At 69.0% G+C, this 22,453-nt stretch carries 21 protein-coding genes; 8 read left to right on the top strand and 13 right to left on the bottom strand.

Annotated elements, in window-relative coordinates; genetic code table 11:
* Window position 1: 1 nt before the first annotated feature.
* The 4 genes from Ga0609869_RS06680 to dnaQ are packed head-to-tail and all read left to right on the top strand — an operon-like array spanning window position 2 to window position 2,718.
* Window positions 2–601: a Maf family protein gene (locus Ga0609869_RS06680; RefSeq protein WP_125408336.1), complete on the top strand. Its 600-nt coding sequence runs from the start codon at window positions 2–4 to the stop codon at window positions 599–601.
* Window positions 598–1,431, top strand: coding sequence for a shikimate dehydrogenase (locus Ga0609869_RS06675; protein WP_125408335.1), 834 nt, complete (start codon window positions 598–600; stop codon window positions 1,429–1,431). Before Ga0609869_RS06680 ends, Ga0609869_RS06675 begins: the two co-directional genes overlap by 4 nt.
* Window positions 1,428–2,033, top strand: coding sequence for a dephospho-CoA kinase (coaE, locus tag Ga0609869_RS06670; protein ID WP_125408334.1), 606 nt, complete (start codon window positions 1,428–1,430; stop codon window positions 2,031–2,033). Before Ga0609869_RS06675 ends, coaE begins: the two co-directional genes overlap by 4 nt.
* Window positions 2,026–2,718 carry a DNA polymerase III subunit epsilon gene (dnaQ, locus tag Ga0609869_RS06665; protein ID WP_125408333.1) on the top strand — a complete coding sequence of 231 codons (693 nt, stop codon included), beginning with the start codon at window positions 2,026–2,028 and terminating at the stop codon, window positions 2,716–2,718. The genes coaE and dnaQ overlap by 8 nt, the downstream gene beginning before the upstream one ends.
* Here the strand turns inward: dnaQ and secB are convergent.
* Window positions 2,715–3,224 carry a protein-export chaperone SecB gene (secB, locus tag Ga0609869_RS06660; RefSeq protein ID WP_125408332.1) on the bottom strand — a complete coding sequence of 170 codons (510 nt, stop codon included), beginning with the start codon at window positions 3,222–3,224 and terminating at the stop codon, window positions 2,715–2,717. The two genes, dnaQ and secB, sit on opposite strands and share 4 nt — an antisense overlap.
* 58 nt (window positions 3,225–3,282) lie before the next feature.
* Window positions 3,283–3,774: an FxsA family protein gene (locus Ga0609869_RS06655; protein ID WP_125408331.1), complete on the bottom strand. Its 492-nt coding sequence runs from the start codon at window positions 3,772–3,774 to the stop codon at window positions 3,283–3,285.
* Between the two features lie 110 nt (window positions 3,775–3,884).
* On the opposite strand from Ga0609869_RS06655, the gene Ga0609869_RS06650 reads away from it, so the two are divergent.
* Genes Ga0609869_RS06650 through Ga0609869_RS06640 form a run of 3 tightly spaced genes read left to right on the top strand, consistent with a single transcriptional unit; the run spans window position 3,885 to window position 6,163 of the window.
* Window positions 3,885–4,553 carry a Tim44/TimA family putative adaptor protein gene (locus tag Ga0609869_RS06650; RefSeq protein ID WP_125408330.1) on the top strand — a complete coding sequence of 223 codons (669 nt, stop codon included), beginning with the start codon at window positions 3,885–3,887 and terminating at the stop codon, window positions 4,551–4,553.
* Complete coding sequence (gene mltA / locus Ga0609869_RS06645) at window positions 4,550–5,584, top strand: murein transglycosylase A (RefSeq protein ID WP_125408329.1); 1,035 nt, start codon at window positions 4,550–4,552, stop codon at window positions 5,582–5,584. The genes Ga0609869_RS06650 and mltA overlap by 4 nt, the downstream gene beginning before the upstream one ends.
* Before the next feature lie 3 nt (window positions 5,585–5,587).
* Window positions 5,588–6,163: a Smr/MutS family protein gene (locus tag Ga0609869_RS06640; protein WP_125408328.1), complete on the top strand. Its 576-nt coding sequence runs from the start codon at window positions 5,588–5,590 to the stop codon at window positions 6,161–6,163.
* Here Ga0609869_RS06640 and Ga0609869_RS06635 read toward each other — a convergent pair.
* The 11 genes from Ga0609869_RS06635 to regB form a co-directional block, all read right to left on the bottom strand.
* Window positions 6,146–7,369: an MFS transporter gene (locus Ga0609869_RS06635; protein ID WP_125408327.1), complete on the bottom strand. Its 1,224-nt coding sequence runs from the start codon at window positions 7,367–7,369 to the stop codon at window positions 6,146–6,148. The two genes, Ga0609869_RS06640 and Ga0609869_RS06635, sit on opposite strands and share 18 nt — an antisense overlap.
* Window positions 7,370–7,722: 353 nt before the next feature.
* Entirely contained in the window at window positions 7,723–9,033 is a 1,311-nt protein-coding gene (gene hslU / locus Ga0609869_RS06630; RefSeq protein WP_125408326.1) for an ATP-dependent protease ATPase subunit HslU, read from the bottom strand.
* A complete protein-coding gene (gene hslV, locus Ga0609869_RS06625; RefSeq protein WP_125408325.1) occupies window positions 9,030–9,590 on the bottom strand; it encodes an ATP-dependent protease subunit HslV in 561 nt (186 codons plus the stop codon). Before hslV ends, hslU begins: the two co-directional genes overlap by 4 nt.
* A 115-nt stretch (window positions 9,591–9,705) precedes the next feature.
* On the bottom strand, window positions 9,706–10,026 hold the full coding sequence (trxA, locus tag Ga0609869_RS06620) for a thioredoxin (protein ID WP_125408324.1): 321 nt from the start codon (window positions 10,024–10,026) through the stop codon (window positions 9,706–9,708).
* A 59-nt stretch (window positions 10,027–10,085) separates the two neighbouring features.
* Window positions 10,086–13,466, bottom strand: a complete 3,381-nt coding sequence (addA, locus tag Ga0609869_RS06615) for a double-strand break repair helicase AddA (RefSeq protein ID WP_125408323.1) — start codon at window positions 13,464–13,466, stop codon at window positions 10,086–10,088.
* Window positions 13,463–16,408, bottom strand: a complete 2,946-nt coding sequence (addB, locus tag Ga0609869_RS06610; RefSeq protein ID WP_125408322.1) for a double-strand break repair protein AddB — start codon at window positions 16,406–16,408, stop codon at window positions 13,463–13,465. Before addB ends, addA begins: the two co-directional genes overlap by 4 nt.
* A complete protein-coding gene (locus Ga0609869_RS06605) occupies window positions 16,401–17,099 on the bottom strand; it encodes a nucleotidyltransferase family protein (protein WP_125408321.1) in 699 nt (232 codons plus the stop codon). The genes addB and Ga0609869_RS06605 overlap by 8 nt, the downstream gene beginning before the upstream one ends.
* Window positions 17,075–18,103 (bottom strand): aminoglycoside phosphotransferase family protein, encoded by a 1,029-nt coding sequence (locus Ga0609869_RS06600; RefSeq protein WP_125408320.1) that lies wholly within the window; start codon window positions 18,101–18,103, stop codon window positions 17,075–17,077. The genes Ga0609869_RS06605 and Ga0609869_RS06600 overlap by 25 nt, the downstream gene beginning before the upstream one ends.
* The gene (gene tsaE / locus Ga0609869_RS06595) at window positions 18,096–18,599 is read right to left on the bottom strand and encodes a tRNA (adenosine(37)-N6)-threonylcarbamoyltransferase complex ATPase subunit type 1 TsaE (RefSeq protein WP_125408319.1); all 504 of its coding nucleotides are present in this window, start codon (window positions 18,597–18,599) and stop codon (window positions 18,096–18,098) included. Before tsaE ends, Ga0609869_RS06600 begins: the two co-directional genes overlap by 8 nt.
* Before the next feature lie 42 nt (window positions 18,600–18,641).
* Entirely contained in the window at window positions 18,642–20,201 is a 1,560-nt protein-coding gene (locus tag Ga0609869_RS06590) for a PAS domain-containing protein (protein WP_125408318.1), read from the bottom strand.
* Between the two features lie 85 nt (window positions 20,202–20,286).
* The gene (gene regB, locus Ga0609869_RS06585; RefSeq protein ID WP_125408317.1) at window positions 20,287–21,684 is read right to left on the bottom strand and encodes a sensor histidine kinase RegB; all 1,398 of its coding nucleotides are present in this window, start codon (window positions 21,682–21,684) and stop codon (window positions 20,287–20,289) included.
* A gap of 94 nt (window positions 21,685–21,778) precedes the next feature.
* Here regB and Ga0609869_RS06580 point away from each other — a divergent pair, with 94 nt between their 5' ends.
* Window positions 21,779–22,402 carry an SCO family protein gene (locus Ga0609869_RS06580; protein ID WP_125408316.1) on the top strand — a complete coding sequence of 208 codons (624 nt, stop codon included), beginning with the start codon at window positions 21,779–21,781 and terminating at the stop codon, window positions 22,400–22,402.
* Window positions 22,403–22,453: the final 51 nt, after the last annotated feature.

The following is a 22,453-nucleotide window of genomic DNA, read 5'->3' as shown; positions in this document are numbered from 1 at the left end:
CATGGCCCAAGACATCATCCTCGCTTCTGGATCGGCTGCGCGCGCGCTGCTGCTGCGAAATGCCGGCGTCGCTTTCACCGTTCAGCCAGCCCGCGTTGACGAAGCCGCCATTCGCGACGGCATGACCCACGATGGCGCCGGCCCGCGCGAGGTGGCTGAGGCTCTGGCCGAGTTCAAGGCCCGCCGGGTTGCCGAAAGCCGCCCCGACGCCCTGGTGATCGGGGCCGATCAGGTCTTGGCCCTGGGCGATAGGGTGCTGGCAAAACCCGAAACCAGGGACGAGGCGCGCACCCAGCTTCTGCGTCTGCGGGGCCGGCCCCACCGCCTCTTGTCGGCCGTTGCCGTTTTCGACGAGGGTGCGCCGCTCTGGCGCCATGTCGGCGTGGCCACATTGACCATGCGCCCCTTTTCCGACACCTATCTCGACGAGTATCTGGACCGGAACTGGAACAGCGTGCGCGACTCTGTCGGAGGCTACAAGCTGGAGGAAGAAGGCGTGCGCCTGTTCAACGCGATCGACGGGGATTTCTTTACGGTGCTTGGCCTGCCGCTCTTGCCCCTGCTCACCTTCCTGACCACACGCGGAGTTCTGGCCCGATGACAGATCGTATCCCCTTGGCCGGCGTCATCGGCTCTCCGGTTGCCCATTCGAAATCGCCAAAACTTCATGGCCATTGGCTACAGAGCTACGGGCTGAAGGGCCATTACATCCCGATGGACGTGGTCCAGGAGGATCTGAAAGAGGCGTTGCAGTTGCTGCCCCGGCTGGGTTTCGTCGGGCTCAACGTCACGATCCCTCACAAGGAAAAGGTGCTGGGGCTGGCCGACCTGGTCACCGACCGCGCGGCGCTGATCGGAGCAGCGAATACGCTGATCTTCCGTTCCGACGGCAAGCTGCACGCGGACAACACCGACGGCTACGGGTTTATTGCCAACCTGCGGCAGGGCGTCCCCGGCTGGCGACCCGAGGCCGGGCCGGCCGCGGTGTTCGGCGCCGGCGGGGCCGCCCGCGCGATCATCACGTCGCTGATAGAGGTTGGCGTGCGCGAGATCCGGCTGGCCAACCGCACCCGCGCCCGGGCCGAGGCCCTGCGGACCGAATTCGGGCCCAAGATCGCGGTCTATGACTGGGTGCAGGCGGGCAACATGATCGACGGCGCGGCCACCGTGGTGAACACCACCTCGCTGGGCATGACCGGAAAGCCCGAGTTGCGCATCCCCCTCGACGGGCTGACACCCGACATGGTGGTCACCGATATCGTCTACGCCCCGTTGAAAACCGGCCTTCTGGCCGAGGCCGAAAAACGCGGATGCACCGTGGTCGACGGGCTGGGCATGTTGCTGCATCAGGCCGCGCCCGGTTTCGAACGCTGGTTCGGCCAGCGCCCCGAGGTCGATGCCGCCACCCGCGCCGCGGTCCTGGAGGGATGAGCGCGCGGCCTTTCCTTCTGGGGCTCACCGGCTCTATCGGAATGGGCAAATCCACCACCGCCCGGATGTTCGCCGAGGCCGGCGTGCCGGTCTGGGATGCCGATGCCGCGGTGCGCCGGCTTTACGCCAAGGGCGGCGCGGCGGTGCCGGCGATCGCGGCGCTGTGCCCCGACGCCGTGCAGGATGACGAGGTCGACCGCGGCGCGCTGAAAGCCTGGATCGCCGAAGACCGGACGGCCCTGGCAAGGATCGAGGCCGCCGTGCATCCGCTGGTGGCGCGGGACCGCGCGGCCTTCGTCGCCGCCCACGCCGACGCGCCGCTCCTTCTGCTCGACATCCCGTTGTTGTTCGAAACCGGCTCCGAGGGCGGCCTGGACGCCGTTCTCGTGGTCACCGCCCCGCCCGCGCAACAGCGCGAAAGGGTACTGGCCCGCCCCGGCATGACCGAGGCACAATTCGAGACTATTCTGGCCAAACAGACCCCGGATACGGAAAAGCGCAGGCGCGCCGACTACGTCATCGAGACACGAAACCTTGAACAGACACGCGCCGAGGTGCAGGCTTTGATGGCGGAAATAAAACAGCGGGTTGCAGATGCGTGAGATTGTCCTCGATACCGAAACGACGGGGTTCGAACCGGGCGAAGGTGACCGCATTGTCGAGATCGGCGCGGTCGAGCTGTGGAACCACCTGCCCACCGGCAAGACCTTTCACGAATATATCAACCCCGAGCGCGCCATGCCGCAGGCGGCGTTCGAGGTGCACGGGCTGGGCGACGATTTTCTGCGTGACAAGCCGGTCTTCGCCCATGTCGGCCAGGCGTTTCTCGATTTCGTGGGCGATGCACGGCTGGTGATCCACAACGCCGCCTTCGACATGAAATTTCTCAATGCCGAACTCGGGCGGATGGGGTTGCCGCTGCTGCCCAACGAACAAGCGCTCGACACGCTGGCGATCGCGCGGCAGAAATTCCCCGGCTCGCCGGCCACGCTGGATGCGCTTTGCCGGCGCTTCGGTGTCGACAACTCGGCCCGCGAAAAGCACGGCGCGCTGCTCGATTCCGAGATCTTGGCCGAAGTCTACCTGGAGCTGATCGGCGGCCGGCAGCCCGACTTCGCGCTGGGTGTCGTCACTGGCGGCGGCCAGCAGACATCGGGCGACACGGTTTGGCGCCCGCGCCCGCGCCCGGCCCCCCTGCCCCCGCGCGTGACCGAGCAAGAGGCCGCCGCCCATGCCGCCTTTGTCGAGGCGATGGGCGACGGCGCGCTTTGGAAACGTCTGTCCTAGGCGTCGGAGTTTTCGGCGGCTGGCTTCTGCGCCTCGGCCCGCCGGGCAAGTTCCTGCCGGTAGAGCTGAACAAAATCGACCATGTCCAGGTTCAGCGGCGGGAAGCCGCCATCGCGGGTCACGTCGCTGACGATCCGGCGCACGAAGGGGAACAACAGCCGCGGGCACTCGATCAGAAGGAACGGGTGCAACTGCTCTTCGGGCACGTTCTCGATGTGGAACACGCCGCCATATTCCAGCTCCATCAGGAAGAGCGGGGCCTGGTCGGCCTTGTTGTTCGAGCGGATCGTGTATTTCGAGATCACCTCGTACTGGTGATCGGTCGGGCGCTTGCGCGCGTCGAGGCCCACCTGCACCTGAACGTCCGGCGTCACCTCGGCGCCCGCGTTCTTGCGCACCAGCATGTTCTCGAACGACATGTCCCGGATGAACTGGCCAAGAACCTGCATCTTGACCTGCTGCGGCTGGTCAGCCGCGGCGCTGCCGTTGGGATCCGTATCGGTCATCTTCCGCTCCTGCGAAATGTTTGCGTAGCAGGGTCTCTAGCAGGTCGCCGGAGTTGCCTCAATGCCGTGTCCAGCCCGAGGTGTGGTGGGTCGCGCGTTTTTCCGGCGGCACCTCGGAGAAATCGCCCTCGATGACATCGCCGTCGCCGCCGCGCGGGCCCGGCCGCGGCGGCGTCTGCCCCTCGCCGTAGCTGAAGGTCTGAACCTTCACGCGCGAGCGCAGCCAGTTATAGGCCGCCCGGCGTACCGGCGGCAGCAGCAGCAAAAAGCCAACCGTATCGGTGAAAAACCCGGGCGTCAGCAACAGCGCGCCGGAGAAAAGGATCATCGCGCCATGCGCCAGCGGCTCTGCCGGATCGCGCAATTCGTTGAACGACGTGCGCAGCTGCGCCAGCGCCAGCGCGCCCTGCTGGCGCATCAGCGCGGTGCCGGCGATCGCGGTCAAAACCACGACTCCCAGCGTCGGCCACAGCCCGATCAGACCGCCCACCTGGATGAACAACCCGATCTCGATCAGCGGTACGAGAATGAAAAGCAGGAAAAGCCACATAAGATCCACCTTTCGACTGGGCGGCGCCGGTAGACTTGACCCCGGCCAACGCTTACATATGTGCCCTGACACTGTGATGCAAACCCAGCCCCCGCCCGAAAGGTTCCTACATGAGCTCTGCTATAATCCAACTTCTGGTTATCGCGGGGATTGCGCTGTTTCTGATCCTGCGCCTGCGCTCGGTTCTGGGCACGCGCGACGGGTTCGAAAAGCCGCCCTCGCCGATGCCGGGCCCGTCGCAGCAGCGCAACGGACAACGCCGTGATTTCGAGGTGATCGAGGGCGGCGTGGATAACGACATCATCGACCACGTCCCCGATGGCAGCGATGCCGCCAAGGCGCTGGCCGCCATGAAGATGGCCGAGCCCGGCTTTTCGGTCGGCGATTTCCTGCAAGGGGCGCGTGGCGCCTACGAGATGATCCTGATGTCCTTCGAAAAGGGCGACATGGAAAGCGTCCGCCCCTTCCTTGCAGCCGATGTTTTCGACAGCTTTGACGAAGTTGTGCGCTTGCGTGAACAGCAGGGTCTGACGGTCGAGGCCAATTTTGTCGGCATCCGCGAATTGCAGCTTGTGGATGCAACGTTCGACCGCGAGACCGCCGAGGCCGAGCTGACCGTCAAATTCGTGGGCGAGCTGATTTCGACCGTGCGAAACGCCGTCGGCGACGTCGTCGAGGGTGACCCGAACGAGATCAAGCGCCAGCGCGATGTGTGGACCTTTGCGCGCCGCATGGGCGTAGACGACCCGAACTGGCAACTGGTCGCCACCGGCGAATGAGGGCGTTTCGGCATGCGGCGGCCCTTGTTCTGGCGTTTGCCATGACGGGCCTGCCCGCTGGTGCCGACGGCCGGGCGCAGATCCTGCGCTTTCAGGATCTCAAGGGATGGGACGGCGACGACCACATGGCCGCGCTGTCGGTCTTTCGTGAAACCTGCCCCGATATCGACCGGCCCGACTGGGGCCCGCTCTGCGCGCTGGCCGGCGATTTGACCGATGCGCGCGGCTTTTTCGAGCTGTTTTTCCGGCCGGTTCTCATCGGCGACGGCACACCCGCGCTGTTTACCGGCTATTTCGAGCCCGAGCTTGAGGGCTCGCGCACCCCCACCGCGCGCTTTCGCTACCCGATCTACCGCTACCCGCCCGAGGTTACGCCGGGCGAACCGTGGTTCACCCGCGCCGAGATCGAGGAACAAGAGCTCCTGCAGGGCCGCGGGCTGGAAATCGTCTGGCTCGACGACCCGGTCGAGGTGTTCTTCCTTCAGGTACAGGGCTCGGGCCGCGTACGGCTGCGCGACGGCAGCGCCCTTCGCGTGGGCTATGGCGGCAAGAACGGCCACCCCTACCGTTCGATCGGGCAGGAACTGGTCCGCCGCGGCGTCTATCGCCCGCATCAGGTTTCGGCCCAGGTGATCCGCAACTGGGTCCGCCGAAACCCCGACGAGGGGCGCACGCTGCTGTGGCACAACCCGTCCTTCGTCTTTTTCCGTGAAATCGGTGATGTCCCGGCCGAAAAGGGCCCGCTCGGCGCGATGAACCGCTCGGTCACAGCGCTGCGCAGCGTGGCGGTCGACCCCGACTACGTACCGCTTGGCGCCCCTGTCTGGATCGAGAAGGGCGGCAAGGACCCGATGCATAAACTGATGGTGGCCCAGGACACCGGCTCGGCCATCAAGGGGGCGCAGCGGGCCGATATCTTTTTCGGCACCGGCGCTGCGGCGGGAAAACGCGCCGGCACCGTGCGCGACAGCGGCCGGCTGGTCGTGCTCTTGCCGATTTCCGAGGCCCTGCGCCTGGCGCCCGAGGGGTGAGGGATGGCGCGGCGGCGGCCCGGAACCCTTAGCGCCGAAGACCGCGCGCTCTGGCGAAAGGTGGCCGACAGCGCCACGCCCCTTCATGGCACCGGGCCCCGCCCCGAGCTTGGCCGCAGCCCGGAACCCGCCGACCGCACCCCACCCCCGCCCCGCCTGCCGGAGTTTCGCGTGGGCGAGCGGGCGCCGGACGCCACCGCCGAGCCGGGCGCGCGGCCGACCCACGCGCCGATCAGGATGGACCGCAAATCCTTTCTCAGGATGAAGGGCGGCAAACTGGTGCCCGAGGCCCGGATCGATCTGCACGGCATGACGCTGGCGCAGGCGCACCCGGCGCTGACCGGCTTTGTCCGCCGCGCCCATTCCGACGGCAAGCGGCTGGTCCTCGTGATCACCGGAAAGGGCAGGGACAGGGACGAGGGCGGCCCGGTTCCCCAGCGCAGGGGCGTGCTGAAACACCAGGTTCCGGCCTGGCTGGGCGCGCCGCCGCTGGCCGGCCTCGTGCTGCAGGTGACCGAGGCGCACCGCAAGCATGGCGGCGCCGGGGCCTATTACGTCTATCTACGCCGCCACCGGTAGGTCGCGCCGCGCGCGCAGCGTACCCGCCAGAACCAGCGCCGAGGCCAGCGCGAAATAGGCGGCAATCGCCGGCATTTGCGCCGGAAAGGGCAGCCCAAGGTCGATCAGCGCCCCGGTCAGCCCCGGCCCCAGCGCCGTGCCCAGAACCATCACGGCCGATCCCATGGCCTTGACCGCACCCAGATGCGCCGTTCCGTAGAATTCGGCCCAGAACGCCGCCGGCAAGGTCGAATTCGCGCCGATGGTGATCGCCATGAAGGTCAGCCCCACCGCGGCGGCGCCCAGCCCCTCGGCCTGCCAGAAAATCAGAAACGCAACCACGATCGGCACTTGGTAGAGCGGCATCAGCCGGGCGGTTCCAAACCGGTCGATCGCCCAGCCCGCGCCGAACATCGATATAAGTCCCGCCCCGGTGGCGAGCGGGAACAGTGCCACGAGTTGCACGTGCTCCCAGCCTTTGACCTCGGCCAGATGCACCTGCTGAAAGAAGAACGACGTGACGAAGGCCGCCGGGCCCAGCAGCGCGGGGACCATCATCCAGAACAGCCAGTGGCGCAGCACGGCGCGGCGGGGCCAGTGCCGGCCGCCCATCCCGAGGCTCTGGCTGGCGGCGGCGTGCGATTGCGGCGTCCGCTCCTGGCGCAGCAGAAAGGCGAGAACGGGCAGCGCAACGAGCGCCATCACCGCCGCCGCGACCCACAGGCTGCGCCAGCCCACGAACGGCATCAGCGCCACGAAACTGACGGGCAACAAAGCCTCGCCCAAGGCGAAGCCGACCAGCGCGATCGACAGCGCCCGGCCCCGATTGGCCGCAAACCAGCGCGCCATGGCTACCATCGCCAGGTGGCTGCACATCCCCTGCCCCGCAAAGCGCAACGCGAAGATCACCACGGGCAGCGCCCAGGCGCCCGGCACCGCGGCCATTGCCAGGCAAGCCGTCGCCAGAAAGACCAGAACGATCCGCGCCAGGCTGCGCACCCGCCAGCGGTCCGTCAGCGCCCCGGCCCAGACCATCGCAAGCGCCGAGGCCGCCGTGCCCATCGTGTAGATCGCGCCCCATGCCCCGTGGCTGAGGCCAAAGGCGCCGCGGATCTCGCCCGCAAAGATCGAGATGAAGAAGGTCTGGCCGAAACTCGACGAAAAGGTCAGAAGCGCGCCGGCCGAAAGCCAGCGCCAGTTGCCCGAGATGAACTGCAAAACCGGCATGACGGCCTTTCGAAACGCGGCCGGCCCAGCGGCGGGCGCGCGATGATTGCGCCGAAAGCGCGGCGAAAGGCGACAGGATCGCCTCGGGTGCGTTCTGCACCGTCTGCACCGGTCCCGGCAATAGCCCGGTGCGGCCCGTTCGGTTTTCGCGGGACGCCTGCGCCGGGCAGCGGGTGTCGCCGGGTACCGAAATCAGGACCGTGGACCACCGGGGGAAAATTGGCCCAGCCCGCGCGAGAGCCGGGCCACAGACAGCTGCGTCACGTCAAGGCCGGCCACGCCCGCGGCCGTCTCGATGATGCCCGCCCGCCTGCGCGGGCCTGGCCGGCGCGCCTGGCGCCCGTAGGGCGCGCTCAGAGAATATACCGGGTCACGTCGGCGGAGCGCGTCAGCTCGCCAAGGTTTTTCTCGACGAAATCGGCGTCGACTTCGACGGTCTCGCCGCCGCGGTCGGGCGCGGTATAGCTGAGCTCCTCGAACACGCGCTCCATCACGGTGTAAAGCCGCCGCGCACCGATATTCTCGATGCTCTCATTGACCTCGGCGGCGATCTGCGCCAGCGCCGCGATGCCCTCGTCGGTAAAGCTCACCGCGACATCCTCGGTCTTCATCAGGGCGGAATATTGCCGGGTCAGCGCGTTGTCGGTCTCGGTCAGGATGCGCACGAAATCGGCCTCGGTCAGGGCGCGCAGCTCGACCCGGATCGGCAGCCGGCCCTGAAGCTCGGGCAGCAGGTCCGACGGTTTTGCAATGTGAAAGGCGCCCGAGGCGATGAACAGGATGTGGTCGGTCTTGACCGGCCCGTACTTGGTCGACACCGTCGTGCCCTCGATCAGCGGCAGCAGGTCGCGCTGCACGCCCTCGCGGCTGACATCGCCGCCGCGGGCCTCGGTGCGGGCGCAGACCTTGTCGATCTCGTCGAGGAAGACGATGCCGTTTTCCTGTACCGATTCCAGCGCGGTACGGTTGACCGCCTCGTCATCCAGCAGCTTGTCGGCCTCTTCCGAGATCAGGATGTCATAGCTGTCGGCCACGGTCATCTTGCGCCTGACCGTGCGCCCGCCGAAGGCCTTGCCGAACAGATCGCCGAGATTCATCATTCCGCCGCCCTGCCCCGGCGGCATGCCGGGCATTTCCATCATCGGCAGCGGGTTCGAGGTGTCCTGGATGTCCAGCTCGATCTCGGTGTTGTCCAGCTCGCCCTTCTTCAGCTTGTTGCGGAACATGTCGCGTGTCTGCGCGCGGGCGTCGGTGCCTGCGATGGCCTCGATCACCCGTTCCTCGGCGGCCGCGTGCGCGCGCGCCTTGACGTCCTCGCGCATCCATTCGCGGGTCTGGGCGATGGCGCTGTCCACCAGGTCGCGGATGATCTGCTCGACATCGCGGCCGACATAGCCCACCTCGGTGAACTTGGTCGCCTCGACCTTGATGAAAGGCGCCCGCGCCAGCCGCGCCAGCCGGCGCGATATTTCGGTCTTGCCCACGCCGGTGGGCCCGATCATCAGGATGTTTTTCGGATACACCTCTTCGCGCAAATCGTCGCCCAGTTGCTTGCGCCGCCAGCGGTTGCGCAAGGCGACGGCGACGGCGCGCTTGGCGTCGGCCTGCCCGATGATGAAGCGGTCGAGCTCGGAAACGATCTCGCGGGGGGTCAGGTCGGTCATTTCGAGATGCTCTCCACCGTAAGGTTGCCATTCGTGTAGACGCAGATATCGGCCGCGATCGCCATTGCCTTGCGCGCGATCTCTTCGGCCGACAGCTCGGTCTTTTCCATCAGCCCCCGCGCCGCGGCGAGTGCGAAATTCCCGCCCGAGCCAATGGCGGCCACGTCATGTTCCGGCTCCAGCACGTCGCCTGCCCCGGTGATCACGTACATGTCGGCGCCGTCGGTGACGATCAGCATGGCCTCGAGCTTTTGCAGGTACTTGTCGGTGCGCCAGTCCTTGGCCAGTTCCACTGCCGCGCGCTGCAACTGCCCCGGCGTGGCCTCCAGCTTGGACTCCAGCCGCTCCAGCAGGGTAAAGGCATCCGCGGTCGAGCCTGCAAACCCCGCCACCACGTCATAGCCGCCGGGCGACAGGCGGCGCACCTTGCGCGCCGTGCCCTTGATGACCGTCTGGCCCAGGCTCACCTGCCCGTCGCCGGCGATCACCACCTCGGCCCCGCGTTTCACGCCGACGATCGTGGTGCCGTGCCAGCCCGGGAAATCGCTGTTCGCCATGGGGCGCCCTCCGTTGCCTCGTTTGCGCCGATATATGTGCCCGATGCTGCCCCACAAGCCGCAAAGCAGAAAGGGGCGCCGAAGCGCCCCTTTGTCTCAGCCCGTCTGGGGTGGCTCAGACCGATTCTTCGATCCAGCTTTGCAGCGCGGCCTTGGGCGCAGCGCCGATCTTGCTGGAAACCACCTGCCCGTCCTTGAACAGAAACAGGGCGGGAATGCCGCGCACGCCCAGTTGGGCGGGGCTGTTGGGGTTGTCGTCGACATTGACCTTCACGACCTTGATGCGGCCGTCCATCTCGTTCGACAATTCCTCCAGCGCCGGGCCGATCTGCTTGCAGGGGCCGCACCACTCTGCCCAGAAATCCACAACGACGGGGATGTCGGATTTTCGAACCTCGGCGTCGAACGTGTCGTCGGTCACGGCATGGGTTGCCATCTGCGCTCTCCTTGAGACCTGGAATTGGATGCGGAAGGTAAGCAGCGCACCAAGGCGCGTCAAGCCGGAGCGGCCCGGCCCAGCGCAGCCGTGATCAGCGCGTCGGGCAGCGGCATCAGGTCGACCGCCCGCGTCCAGAGGATCGCGGTTTCCACCGTTCGCCCCGGATAGATCTGCGCCAGCGCGGCGGCATAGGCGCCCATCTGGCGCAACAGCCCCTCGGGCACGTCCTCGGGGCTGGCCGGCACAACGGCGTTGGTCTTGAAATCGACCGCCAGCACGCGGTCCGGCCCGATCAGCAAGCGGTCGATGGTGCCTTCCAGCATTCGTGGGGCGAACGCGGGCAGATCGGCCGCGATCTCGACCTCGGCCAGCGTTTCGGGCGCGAAGATCTTGGCCAGGTGGGGCGCGTCCAGCACCCGCTCGGCCTCTTCCAGCAGGTCGGGCAGGGCGGCGTCCGGCGCGGGCGGGTCGATAGCGGCCAGGATCTGCGCAGCCACCGCCGCGCGGTCCGGCCGGGGGTTGCCGGGCAGATGTTCCAGCAGCGCATGTACCCAGGTGCCGCGCGCCTTCGCCGCCTCGGCATCGCGCCCGGCCGCCTCGCCCGGCAGCGCCTTGTCCCCGCCCAGATCGGAGGGCGACAGCGGCTGCGGTGCGCGCGGCGGCGGGGTGGCGCGCGCCGTGGCCCAGCCGGGCAGGGCGGGGGCCTCGGGCTCTGTCCGGTCGGGCGCGTGCAAATCGCCCGCCGCCCAGTCGCCGGTCTCCAGCCGCTTGCCTTCACCGAACCCGAAATCGAACGGCAGCGCGCCCGAGCGTTCCATTCCTGCCGCGACCTTCTGGTACCAACTCGTCCCTGATTTGGGCGCCTCTCCCGCGCCGCAGACGATCAGCCATTGCTCGGCCCGGGTCATCGCCACGTAGAGCAGCCGGGCGCGCTCTTCCTCCTGCCGGACGCGCAGCGCCTCGACGGCCTCGGCCTCGGCTGGCGGGCTTTGGTCCGCGGGCCCGCGCCACAGCGGCTGGCCGCCGTCGCCCGCCACCACCTGGGCGCGCAGCCGCGCCTCGCCTGCCAGCGTGTCGGGAAGGATCACGATGGGCGCCTCCAGCCCCTTGGCGCCATGCACCGTCATCACGCGCAGCCGGTTGCCCGCGCTGTCGAGCTGGCGCTTGATCTCGACCTCGTCGCTTTCCATCCAGGCAAGGAACCCGGTCAGCGATGGCACCTCCATCCGCTCGTAGGCCAGCGCCTGGGCGAGCAGCGCGTCGATGCCGTCCTCGGCCTCTTCGCCCAGCCGCGCGATCAGCCGTCGCCGCCCGTCATGGCGGGTGAGGATGCGGTCGATCAGGTCGTAGGGGCGCAGGAAATCGGCATCGTCCAGCAACGCTGAAAGCGTCTCTGATTCAGCGCAATCGCGGGCTCGCAGAACCTGCCAGAGATATTGCTTGCCGCGCCCCTGCGCCAGGTCGTAAACCGCCCCCTCGCCCCAGCCGAACAGCGGTGAGCGCAGGGCCGCGGCCAGCGACAGGCTGTCCTCGGGTGTGGCGAGGAAGGATAAAAGCGCGGTCAGGTCGCGCACCGCCATTTCGCCGCCGATCTTCAGCCGGTCGGCGCCCGCCACCGCCAGCCCCTCCGATTTGCAGGCCCGGATGATCTCGTGAAACAGGTCCGACCGGCGCTGGACCAGGATCAGCACGTCGCCCTCGGTGACCGGTCGCCGGCGCGCCGGCCCGTCTTTCGGCGCGTCCCACAGCGCCGCGCCGCCCTCGACCATCGCCCGGATCTGCTCTGCCACGCGCCGGGCCAGGCGCGCGGTGTGATGCTCGGGCGTCAGCATGTCGACGGGGTCGGCCCAATGGGGTTTTTCCGGGTTCTCGCTGCGTTCGACCAGCGGCCAGAGGTCGACGCGGCCCGGCATCTCGGCACGGAAGGCGCGGTGCAGCATCTCGCGCCCAAGCCCCTGCCGGGCGCCCTCTGGAAAGGTGCAATCGACCAGCCGCAGCACCGCATCGGCCGAGCGGAAGGAATATTCCAGCTGCAAATCCTGCAAGGATAGAGCCACATTTCCCAGCCGGCCGGCGACGTGATCCTTCATCCGGTCGAACTCTTCCGGGTCGGCCCCCTGGAAGGAATAGATCGACTGTTTCTTGTCCCCCACCACGAAGATCGTCCGCGCCACGTCGTTCCGCGCGCCGTACCCGGTGGTAAACTCGTGGCTCAGCAGGTCGATCACCTCCCACTGCACGGGGCTGGTGTCCTGCGCCTCGTCGACCAGGATATGGTCGATCCCGCCATCGAGGCGGAACAGCACCCATTGCGCCACGCCGGGGTCGGTCAGGAGTGCGCGGGCCTTCAGGATCAGGTCGTCGAAATCCAGCCATCCGCGGGCCTCTTTCCGCGCCGCGTAGGCGGGCAGGAACACCGCGGCAAAGCGGTGCAGCGCCAGCGTTCGCTGAGCGGCGGCCAATGCGATGCGGCGGTGCCGGGCGGCCTCGACCCGCGCCATCAGCGCGTCGAGCGCGTCGAGGTCGGGGCCAAGGGTTCCGCGGGTCGTCTTGGTCGGAAAACTCCCGATCTTGGCGCTGAACGGCGCCTTGGCCCCCTCGCCGGTCAGAAACAGACCCTCAAGGCCCTTCAATAGCGCCAGGTCGGGGCGGGACGGGTCGAGTTCGGCCAGCTTGTCCGCGGCCCTGATGTCATTCGTACTGCCGGCCGCCATCGCCCTGCCCAGCCGCGCCAGCAGCCCGGCCTCGCCGCCCAGAAACACCCCGGCCAACACGTCGGCCGCGTCGGTGCCTGGCGCGAGCCCGAACTGCCGCCACAGCGCGCCGGCGTCGGGCCGGTCGGCAAACGCGGCCCGACGCCCGGCGATCTCGGCGGTCAGCCCGTCCAGATCGTCGCTCGTATGCCACTCGGCCAGCGCGTCGAAGGCGGCGACCTCGGGGCCGTTGGCGATCTCCTCGACGATCTCGGCGCGCAGGTGCCGCGCGGCGCGGTCGTCCATCTCGGAAAATTGCGGCGACACCCCCGCCTCGAGCGGAAACCGCCGCAAGAGCCCGGCGCAAAAGGAGTGGATGGTCTGGATCTTCAGCCCGCCCGGCGTCTCGATCGCCCGGGCGAACAGCCGCCGCGCGCGGCGCAACATTGCTTCGCCGATGCCTGAATCGACCCCAAGCTGGCGCAATTCGTCCCTCAGCGGCGCGTCGTCCAGCATCGCCCAGGCGCCCAGCCGGCGGAAAAGCCGGTTCTGCATCTCGCTGGCCGCGGCCTTGGTGTAGGTCAGGCACAGGATGCGCTGGGGCGGCACCTCGTTCAGCAAGAGCCGCGCCACCCGGTCGGTCAGCACCCGCGTCTTGCCCGAGCCCGCATTGGCCGACAGCCACGTGGAACAGTCCGGCCGCGCCGCCTGCACCTGCCGTTCGGTGGCCGCGTCGCGCGTCATTCGCCTACCTCCTCTGGCTCGGGCGGCTGGCTTTCGTCCCATTCGCCATAGCGCGACAGCCCGTCGTAATCGGTGACCTCAGTTTGGCGCTGCAAGTGGTTGCGCGCGGTATAGCCGAGCGCGCGGTCCTGGTAGCGGCCGGTCAGACGTGTCAGCTCTTCCCAGGTGCGGTCGGTCAGCCCGTCTGCCAGCGTGTTGACCACCTCGGCCGGCTTTGCCCCGAGGCCCAGATAGGCCACATGGGCCACCGGCGCGGCCGGGATGTCCTTAAAACCGCCGCGCTCGGCAATCCCGGCCTCCAGCAAGAGCTGCTTGTCGAAGGCTTCCATCGATTTCAGGGTGGGGGGCGTGCCGGTCTTGTAGTCGTAGATCGCCAGCCGCCCGTCAGTCAGCCGGTCGATGCGGTCGGCCTCGGCGCTGAGGGTGAAACCGTTGGCAAGCGGGACCTCGCCCCAGCGTTCCAGCGCGATCCAGCGGCCCTGGGCGCTTCGCCGCGCTTCGCCGGCCAGAAACCAGCCGGCCACCCGCGCCAGCCGGGCCCGCCACAGCCGCCGGGCGGCGGGCCAGGGGGCCTGTTCGGCAAAGACCTCGTCGGCGTGGCGCAGCAGATCGGCCGTGGCTTGGGCCGGGTCAGGGTCGATTCCGGCCTCAAGAAACCGTTCGAGAACCTCGTGCAGCAGCGTGCCCCGGAGCGGCGCATCGGCCTGCCGCGTCAGGGGGTCCAGCGGGCGCAGGTTCAATATGTAACGGGCGTAGATCGCGTAGGGGTCGCGGATCAGCCGCTCGACGCCGGTCACCGGCAGCTTTTTCGGCCGGGCCTCGACCGGCGGGCGGGGCGAGGGGCGAGGGCAGGGGGGCACCGGCGCGTCGGGCCGGTCGAGCGCGGCGCCAAGGCGCACCCAATCGGCCCCCCGCGCGCGCATTGCCTTCAGCGCCTCTGGCCCGCCCTGCGCGTCGAGCCCGCCCATCAGGTTTTGCAGCCGGTTCAGCCAGCGAGAGGGCACCGTCTCGGCCTCGGCATTGCGCACCGCGCGCGACAGCACCACCTCGCGCGCCGCCACCGCCTGTTGAAAATCATGCGCCGACAGCCCGATCCGCCGCTCGGGCAAGAGCAGCCCCGCCTGCACCCGCATCTGCCGGTTGAGCCAGGGGTCGGGCGGGGCGGATTCGGGCCAGACCCCTTCGTTGAGCCCGCCGAGGATCACCAGATCGGCGCCCTGCACCCGCGCCTCGAGGGTGCCCCAGATCATCACGCCGGGATCGGGCTCTACCGGGTTGCGCACCTCGTCGCGTTGCAGGACCGCCTGGAACAGGCTCGCGTAATCCGTGGGTGTCAGGCTGCCGCCATGGGGCGCGGCGTCGGCCAGCGCGGTGCAGGCCTTTCTTGCCTCGCGCCCGGCGGCCTCGTCCCACAGCGCGCCGCTGCCCTCTCCGCCCGGCCCGGCGGCGAGCGCCTCGGCCAGGGCGAGGTGGGCGGCGAGATGATCCTCAAGGGGCCGCGCGCCGGTCTCGGCCAGCCCGGCCAGCAACCCGGCCAGCCAGTCGGCCCACGCGGCGCGCCCGTCCTCCGGCCTCTTGGCGGCCCATGCCACCAGCGCCGCAGCGTCGGGAAAGGCCGGGCCATGGCGGCGCAGGCTCAGCTCCAGCTCGCGCGTCCAGATCATGTGTGGGCCACGGACACCGGAAACCGAGGCGGCCAAAGGGTGCTTGAGCAGCGCCAACAGCGCCGCCCCTGTCAGCGGCGCGCCGAAAAGCGCCGCGACTTGCCGCAGGAACCGCCCCGGCGCGGACAGCGGCAGGGGCACACCGGCGCTGTCGTCGGGTTCTATACCCCAGCGGTCCAGCGCGGCGGTCACCTGCCGCGTCAGCATCCGGTCGGGGGTGATCAGCGCCGCCGTGACCCCGTCTTGCCGTGCCTTGCGCAGCCGCGCCGCGATCGCCGCGGCCTCGGTCCGGGGCGAGGGCGCCTCGATCAGGGTCATGTCCGCCGTGGCCTCGGCCATGTCGCTCAGGCCGCGGCCCTCGTCGCGCCACTGATCGGTCACCGGCGCCGGCCGCAGCGCGAGCGAGACCAGCCGGTTGCGCGCGGGGCAGGGGGCCGCGGCCCGCGCGTGCCAGGGGCGCACGTCGCCGGGGCCAGCGCCCAGCATCTCCATCAACAGGCGGAACCGGTATTGCGGATGGTCCTCGGCAGTCATCGCGTCGTCGAGCCCGGCCCAGACCTGCGCCGGCTGGTCGAAGTCGAAGCCCGGCAACACCAGCGCCCCCTGGGGCAGCCGCGCCACCGCCTGCATGAACAGCGCCGTCGCCCCCCGCGACCCGGTCGAGCCCGCAACGATCACCGGATGCGCGGGCGGGTCGGTTTCCCAGCGCGCGGCCAGCCGTTCGATCACCTGCCGCCGCCGCCCCTCGGCATCGGGCGGCTCGGCCGCGCCGGGGCTGACATAGCGCTCGACCAGGTCGATGAAGGCACGGCTGCGGGCCCAATGGGCCGACATCTCGCTGACATCGAGGCCGTGCAGCACCTCGGGCGCCACGCCCTCGCCCTGCATCTCGTCCATCAGCGCGGCCAGGCTGTCGGCCAGGTCGAAGGCCGCCGCGCGCGGCGCAAGCTCGGGATGGGCGGTGAGCAGCGCCTCGACCAGCTGGGCCAGTTCCAGCCGGCGGCGCAGCGGCCGCACCGGCGGGGGCAGGTCGGCCTCGCCAGGGGCGTTGGAAAGATCGGTGATCAGCCGGATGCGCGGCAACAGACGCGCCCCCCCGCGCGTCAGCAAGGCCCGAATGCGCCGCTGCATCCGCCGCGTGTTGACGAACAGCTCGACGCGGGCCAGCGCCTCGGGCGGGCGGTCTTTCAGTCTCTGTTCCAGCCCGATCACCAGCTCGGCGGGGAAATCCGCACCGGGCGGCAGGCCGAACAGGCGCGGTGCGGCCCCCTCAAGCATTGCCCGCCTCCGCCAGCATCGCCTCGGCGACCGCGATGCTTTCGGGCCGGCCCACGTCGCACCAGAGCCCGCAATGCAGCGCGCCGAACAGCCGCCCCACGGCGGCCATCGCATCCCACACAGCGTTGAGCGAAAAGACCGGCTCTGACATGGCGGCCAGCCGCTCGGTGCGCAGGATTTGCGCGCCGGTGTAGACATGGCCCGGCCCGCGGCGCAGCCGGCCCGCCGCATCCATCGTGAAATCGCCCGCGCCGGCATGGCTGCGCGCCGCCGCCCGTGGCACCAGCAGCAACAGCGCATCCATCTGCGCCGGGTCCCAGGCCTCGGCGAGCTGGGCCAGCGCGCCGGGGCCCGTCCAGACCGCATCGGTGTTCATGGCGAAAACCGGCCCCTCGCCCAAGAGCGGCAGCGCATGGCGCAGACCGCCACCGGTATCGCGCAAGAGATCGTCTTCGCGCGAAAGCGCGACGCCCGGTCGTCCCTCCAGATGCGCGGCGAGCTGGCCGGACCTGTAATGCGCGTTGGCCACGATCCGGGCCAGCGGCACGCCCCGCGCCTGTTCCAGCGCGTGGTCGATCAGCGTGCGGCCGGCGACTTCGATCAGCGGCTTGGGCCGCGCATCGGTAAGCGGCCGCATCCGGGTGCCGAGCCCGGCGGCAAACAGCATCAGGGCGTCGGGCGTGTCGCGCATTTTTCTCGGATCGTCTGGCACAGGGCGGGCGTGGGCGGGGGCAGGGCGGCAAGCGCGCCCGCCTTCAAAGGTGCAAGGGCGGGATGGGCGAGGCCGCGTTGCAGGTGGCCCCAGACCCGGGGCAGCAGGTCGAGGTAGCCCGGCTTGCCATCGCGCAGGCAAAGCCGCGCGAAGACACCGAGAATGCGCAGGTTGCGCTGAACGCCCAGCGCGGCAAAGGCGGTGCGAAACTCGGCCTTGGGCTGCCCCGTCTCGACAAGGTAGCGGGCGAGCATCGCCTCTTGCAGCGCCTCGGGCACATCGCGCCGCGCGTCCCACAAGAGCGAGACCAGATCGTAGGCCGGGTGCCCGCCCAGCGCATCCTGGAAATCGAGCAGCCCGACCCGTGCGACCCCGTCGCGCCCCGGCAGCCAGATCAGGTTTTCCGCGTGATAGTCGCGCAGCACCATCACCTCGGGGCCGCGGCAGAGCCGGGCCAGGACCGTCTCTAACTCGGCCGAAATCGCTGCACGCCGGGCCGCCGGAACGGGCGTGCCGGACCCGGCGAGGTACCAGTCGAAGGCAAGGCAGGCCAGATCGGCCATCTTCGCCGGGTCGTAATGGCCCAGGTCGGGCGGCAGCGGCGCCTTGTGCAGCGCGCTCAGCAGGTCGGTCGCCGCGGCATAAAGGGCGGTTTCGTCGGCCTCGTCCCGCTCCAGCAGCCGCGCGAACAGCCCGTCGCCGAAATCCTCCATCAGGACAAAGCCGTGCCCCTCATCCTCGGCCAGGATCGCCGGGGCCGACAGGCCATGCGCCGAGAGATGCCTGGCGATGGCGGTAAAGGGGCGCACGTCTTCGCCGGTGTCGGGCGGGGCGTCCATCAACACCGCGCTTTCGCCGGTGTCGGGGCGGGTCAGCCGGTCGTAGCGGCGATGCGAGGCATCGCCGGCGAGCGGCCCCCGCAGGGCGCCGCCCCAGCCCGCGCGCTCCAGAAAGGCTGCGCTCAGCGCCTGGCGGTCAGGCATCGTGGCGCACCGTTTCAAGCGCGCCGCGCACCGCGGCGGCGCGGGAAAAACCGTCGCTTTCGACAGTCAGCCGCCGTTCGTCGGGTCCATCGCCCGGTGCAAAGCGCAGCCAGAGCGCCCCCTCGGGCGCGAGGCTGCCCAGCCGCTCTGGCCATTCCACGAGGCAGAGCGCGGTCTCGAACCCGTCCTCCAGCCCCAGCTCCAGCGCCTCGTCGGGGTGCGACAGACGATAAAGATCGGCGTGAAGGATTTCCAACTCGCCGGCGCGGTAGCTCTGGACCAGTGTGAAGGTGGGCGAGGGCACGTCCTCGACCGGCCCAAGCGCGGCCTGGCGCGACTGGATCAGCGCCCGGGCAAAGGCTGTCTTGCCCGCGCCGATCGGACCCTGCAGGAGTACCACGTCGCCTGCGCCCAGCACCGCGCCCAGCCGCGCGGCCAGCGCGGCGGTGTCGGCCTCCGAGCCGAGCATTACCGTCAGGGGAAAGCCGCCGGTCATGGGCGCAGTTTTACCGCCGGGTCCGCTGCCCGCAAGCCGCGATCAGGCATCGTGCGAAGAAAGCGCAGGGGCCGGCGCGTCGGCTGCCGACCCGTCCCCGGCGCCGCCAAACGCCACCAGCCGCGCGCCGCCGGCCAGCGGGGCGATCCGGCCGGACATCACCGCGCCGTCCCTGAGCGTCAGCGCGCCCTGCCAGCCCGCGCGCCGGTCGATCTGCCACAGCGCGGCCTGCATCGCCGACCACGCGGCGTCGGTCTGGCAGCGCGCCTGCCACAACGCGCCGGCCTCTGCCAGCCCGATCTGGCCAAGGCATTCGTTGGGGTCCTGCCCCCAGAGCCGCGTATAGGCGGCATTCGCTGCCACCAGCACGCCGGCGGCGTCGAACACCGCGATCGCCTCTGGCAGGCCGTCCAGGACCGCCTGGCCGGTCTCCATCTCTGCCCGGAACCGCCGGGTCAGCGCGATCTCGCCGCTGATGTCCTGAAACAGGAACGCGATGGCCCCGTCCGGGTGCGGCCGCCCCGTCACGCGGTAGGTCAGCCCCGAGGGCAGGCTCCAGGTTTCCTCGTAGCCGCCGCTGGCGGCGTCCTTTTCCAGCCGGGTGATGGCATCGCGCCAGGCCGGATAGTCCTTCTGCTCGGGCATCATCCGCTTTTCCCGTAGCCGGTCCAGCATATCGCCGAGCCGGGGCCGGGCGGTCAGGAACTCGGGCTCCAGCGCGCACAGCTCGGCAAGGGCAGGGTTGAACAGCACCAGTTGCCGGGCGCGGTTGAACACGGCCAGGCCGATCGGCAGATCGGCGAAGGTCTTGGTAAGCGTCTGGTGAAACTCGCCCAGCGCCGATTCCGCGCGTACGGCGGCATCGGCAGGCTGGGCGAAGCAGAGCGTTCCGCCCGCCTCGGGCTGGCGGGAAAGGTCGAACCAGCGCGCCTTGCCGTCGGGCAGGGTGAGCGAGACGCGCCGCGGCGCGTCGTCGCTGCCGGCATCCTGGCCCGAGACGCGAAACAGGTTGGGCAGCGGCCAGACCAGTCCCGCCCCGTCCGCCCGGGCCAGCCCCATATGGTCCAGATAGGCCCTGTTGGCCCAGACCACCGCGCCGCGCCCGTCCTCGCGCCAGGCAAGCGCGGGCGCACCGTCGACAAGCGCGCGCAGCTGCGCCAGCTCGTCCAGCAGCGCGCGCCCGGCCGCGCCGTCGCCGCCCACGCCCCGCTCCAGCAGCGACAGCCGGATCGCGCCGCCCGCCTGCCGCAGCCGCAAACGCGCCGGTCCGCCGGCCTCGTCCAGCACGGCCAGGCCGGTCTCGCGCAGATCGTCCAATGCGCCGGGCAGGGCGGGAAAGCGCGGAACCAGCAGCGCCATCAGCCGCGCGCGGTCGCCCATGCCCGGTGGCCCCTGCGCCAGCAGGCGCGACGCCGCGGGTGACGCATCGACCAGCCGGTCGCCTTCAAACAGGAACACGGTGTCCTCGATCAGCATGTCGGGCGGGGGCGTGCCGCACGCGATCAACCGCGCCGGAAGGCGCGCAACCAGCAGCAAGGCGCCCACCGCCGCGGCGAAAGAGCTGGCGAACAGAATTGCGGTGAAGGCCCAGCCCTCGGTCACATGGCCGCTCCGTCCCGGTCATTGGCTGCGGCAAGGAAATCGCGGGAATGGTTAAGACATGCTTAACGCGACGGGGCGCGGGGGCTCAGGCCTCGATGCGCATATTGTCGCCCAGGGGCGCCGACAGCGAGTCGGCATCGGGCACGATCACGTCGAAGGGCCAGATCACCTCGACCACCGCGCCGCTGCGCTCGGGCTGTTCGGAATTGGCGAGGAACGGGTCCGAGCCGTTGGCGAAACTCAGCTCGGCGCCCGAGCGTTCCAGCAGGGTTTTGGCGATGAAAAGGCCCAGCCCCATCCCCTCGTATTCGGGCCGTTTCTTGACCTCGTGGTCGTTCTTGCGCTGGCGCACGAACGGGTCGCCGATGCGGCCGATCAGATGCGGCGGATAGCCCGGACCGTCGTCCATGATGCGCACGGTCAGCGCCGCCTCGGTCCACTGGGCCTCGATCCAGACCGAGGTGTTGGCGAAATCGACCGCGTTCTGGATGAGGTTGCGCAAACCGTGGATCACCTCGGGTTGCCGCCGGATCACCGGCTGGCGCGTGTTGGTGCCGTTGCCGGGCGCCACGGTGATGATCAATTTCTTGCCGCGGTCCTGATGCGGCTCGGCCGCCTCGTCGATGACCGAGCCCAGCGGCGCGGTATGAATGTGCAGATCGTCCTTTCCGGCCCGGCCCATCGAGCGCAGGATATCGCGGCACCGGTCGGCCTGGTCGCGGATAAGTTCCACGTCCTCGCGCTGTTCGGGCCGGTCGGCCAGATCGTCGGCCAGTTCGGAGCTGACCAGCTTGATCGTGGCCAGCGGCGTGCCCAGCTCATGCGCGGCCGCGGCAACGACCCCGCCCAGATCGGTCAGTTTCTGCTCTCGCGCCAGCGCCATCTGCGTGGCCAGCAGCGCGTCGGACATCGAGTTGATCTCGGACGTGACCCAACCGGCATAGAGCGCGAGAAAGGTCACGCCCACAACCAGCGCCGCCCAGAATCCGAACTGAAACATGTCGGGCAGGGTTAGCACCGTCCCGTCGGAGGTGATCAGCGGCAGGTGGAAGAACGCCACCAGGGTGGTCAGCCCGATCGCCGCTGCGCCCATCAGAATGGTCGAGCGCAATTGCAGGGCGGTCGCCGAGATGATCACCGGCGTCAACATCAGCAGGGCGAAAGGATTGCTCAGCCCGCCGGTGAGAAACAAAAGGACGGCCAGCTGCGCCACATCGAACAACAGCGTCAGGACGGTCTCGTTCTCCGACAGGCGCTTGTTCTCGGGATAGACGAAGATCGCGATAAGGTTGGCGATGACCGCAACGCCCACGGCGGCCAGGCACAGGCCGATCTCCAGTTGCAGGTTGAATTGAGTGCTGGCCACGGCGATTGCAAACAATTGCCCGCAAATGGCGATCCAGCGAAGCGATATCAGCGTGCGCAGCCGGATCCACTGGCTGCGCTCGGACGGCGCAATCGGGCCAAGGCCTGTATCGGACATCCTGCTCTGTTCCCTTGATCGCGCCGCTTTGGCCCTTGTTAATCCGGCCCGGAAGGTCGATCAATGCGCTCTAATGAAGCCTCGGAGTAATCCAATGCCTCGTTCTGTCCTGATCGCGCTTGTGGCTGGCGCGGCCGTTCTGATCGCCGGCGCGGCGGCTTTCCTGCTGTTTCCCAAGGGCCAGCCCGACCGATTTGCCCAGTGCCGCTCGGGCCAGGTCGCCGGTGGCGCGGGGCAGATCGGCGGGCCGTTCACCCTGGTCAGCGAGACAGGCGAGACGGTGACGGACGAGGACGTCATCACCGGCCCGACGCTTGTCTATTTCGGCTACACCTTCTGCCCCGACGTGTGCCCGCTCGACACCGCGCGCAATGCCCAGGCCGTCTACCTGCTCGACGAGCGCGGCTATGACGTGACCCCGGTCTTCATCTCGGTCGATTCGGGGCGCGACACGCCCGCGACGATGGCCGAGTTCACCGACTACATGCACCCGCGCATGCTGGGCCTGACCGGCAACGCCGAGCAGATCAAGGCCGCCAGCCGCGCCTACAAGACCTACTACAAGATCCGCGACCCGGAAGAGGAATACTATCTCATCGACCATTCCACCTTTACCTATCTCGTCTTCCCCGAGATCGGCTTCGTGGAATTCTTCAGGCGCGACCTCACGCCCGAAGAGCTGGCAGACCGAGTCGCGTGCTTCGTCGATGCGAAATGAGTGAGGTAAATTGACCCATCCCGCATAACGTCTTAAAACGCGGGGAAGGCA

The organism is Rhodovulum iodosum (genome assembly GCF_041020385.1).
GTDB classification, from domain to species: domain Bacteria; phylum Pseudomonadota; class Alphaproteobacteria; order Rhodobacterales; family Rhodobacteraceae; genus Rhodovulum; species Rhodovulum iodosum.
The sequence above is the reverse complement of the archived record's forward strand: the minus strand, read 5'-3'. Positions and strand labels throughout refer to the sequence as shown.

Bases quoted from the DNA above. Each gene is read 5' to 3' on its own strand.
- Ga0609869_RS06680 (WP_125408336.1), top strand. From the start codon at position 2: ATGGCCCAAGACATCATCCTCGCTTCTGGATCGGCTGCGCGCGCGCTG.
- addB (WP_125408322.1), bottom strand. From the start codon at position 16,408: ATGCTTGAGGGGGCCGCACCGCGCCTGTTCGGCCTGCCGCCCGGTGCG.
- tsaE (WP_125408319.1), bottom strand. From the start codon at position 18,599: ATGACCGGCGGCTTTCCCCTGACGGTAATGCTCGGCTCGGAGGCCGAC.
- Ga0609869_RS06650 (WP_125408330.1), top strand. From the start codon at position 3,885: ATGAGCTCTGCTATAATCCAACTTCTGGTTATCGCGGGGATTGCGCTG.
- Ga0609869_RS06655 (WP_125408331.1), bottom strand. From the start codon at position 3,774: ATGTGGCTTTTCCTGCTTTTCATTCTCGTACCGCTGATCGAGATCGGG.
- addA (WP_125408323.1), bottom strand. From the start codon at position 13,466: ATGACGCGCGACGCGGCCACCGAACGGCAGGTGCAGGCGGCGCGGCCG.
- mltA (WP_125408329.1), top strand. From the start codon at position 4,550: ATGAGGGCGTTTCGGCATGCGGCGGCCCTTGTTCTGGCGTTTGCCATG.
- Ga0609869_RS06640 (WP_125408328.1), top strand. From the start codon at position 5,588: ATGGCGCGGCGGCGGCCCGGAACCCTTAGCGCCGAAGACCGCGCGCTC.
- trxA (WP_125408324.1), bottom strand. From the start codon at position 10,026: ATGGCAACCCATGCCGTGACCGACGACACGTTCGACGCCGAGGTTCGA.
- Ga0609869_RS06635 (WP_125408327.1), bottom strand. From the start codon at position 7,369: ATGCCGGTTTTGCAGTTCATCTCGGGCAACTGGCGCTGGCTTTCGGCC.
- hslU (WP_125408326.1), bottom strand. From the start codon at position 9,033: ATGACCGACCTGACCCCCCGCGAGATCGTTTCCGAGCTCGACCGCTTC.
- Ga0609869_RS06580 (WP_125408316.1), top strand. From the start codon at position 21,779: ATGCCTCGTTCTGTCCTGATCGCGCTTGTGGCTGGCGCGGCCGTTCTG.
- regB (WP_125408317.1), bottom strand. From the start codon at position 21,684: ATGTCCGATACAGGCCTTGGCCCGATTGCGCCGTCCGAGCGCAGCCAG.
- secB (WP_125408332.1), bottom strand. From the start codon at position 3,224: ATGACCGATACGGATCCCAACGGCAGCGCCGCGGCTGACCAGCCGCAG.
- Ga0609869_RS06605 (WP_125408321.1), bottom strand. From the start codon at position 17,099: ATGCGCGACACGCCCGACGCCCTGATGCTGTTTGCCGCCGGGCTCGGC.
- hslV (WP_125408325.1), bottom strand. From the start codon at position 9,590: ATGGCGAACAGCGATTTCCCGGGCTGGCACGGCACCACGATCGTCGGC.
- coaE (WP_125408334.1), top strand. From the start codon at position 1,428: ATGAGCGCGCGGCCTTTCCTTCTGGGGCTCACCGGCTCTATCGGAATG.
- Ga0609869_RS06675 (WP_125408335.1), top strand. From the start codon at position 598: ATGACAGATCGTATCCCCTTGGCCGGCGTCATCGGCTCTCCGGTTGCC.
- dnaQ (WP_125408333.1), top strand. From the start codon at position 2,026: ATGCGTGAGATTGTCCTCGATACCGAAACGACGGGGTTCGAACCGGGC.
- Ga0609869_RS06600 (WP_125408320.1), bottom strand. From the start codon at position 18,103: ATGCCTGACCGCCAGGCGCTGAGCGCAGCCTTTCTGGAGCGCGCGGGC.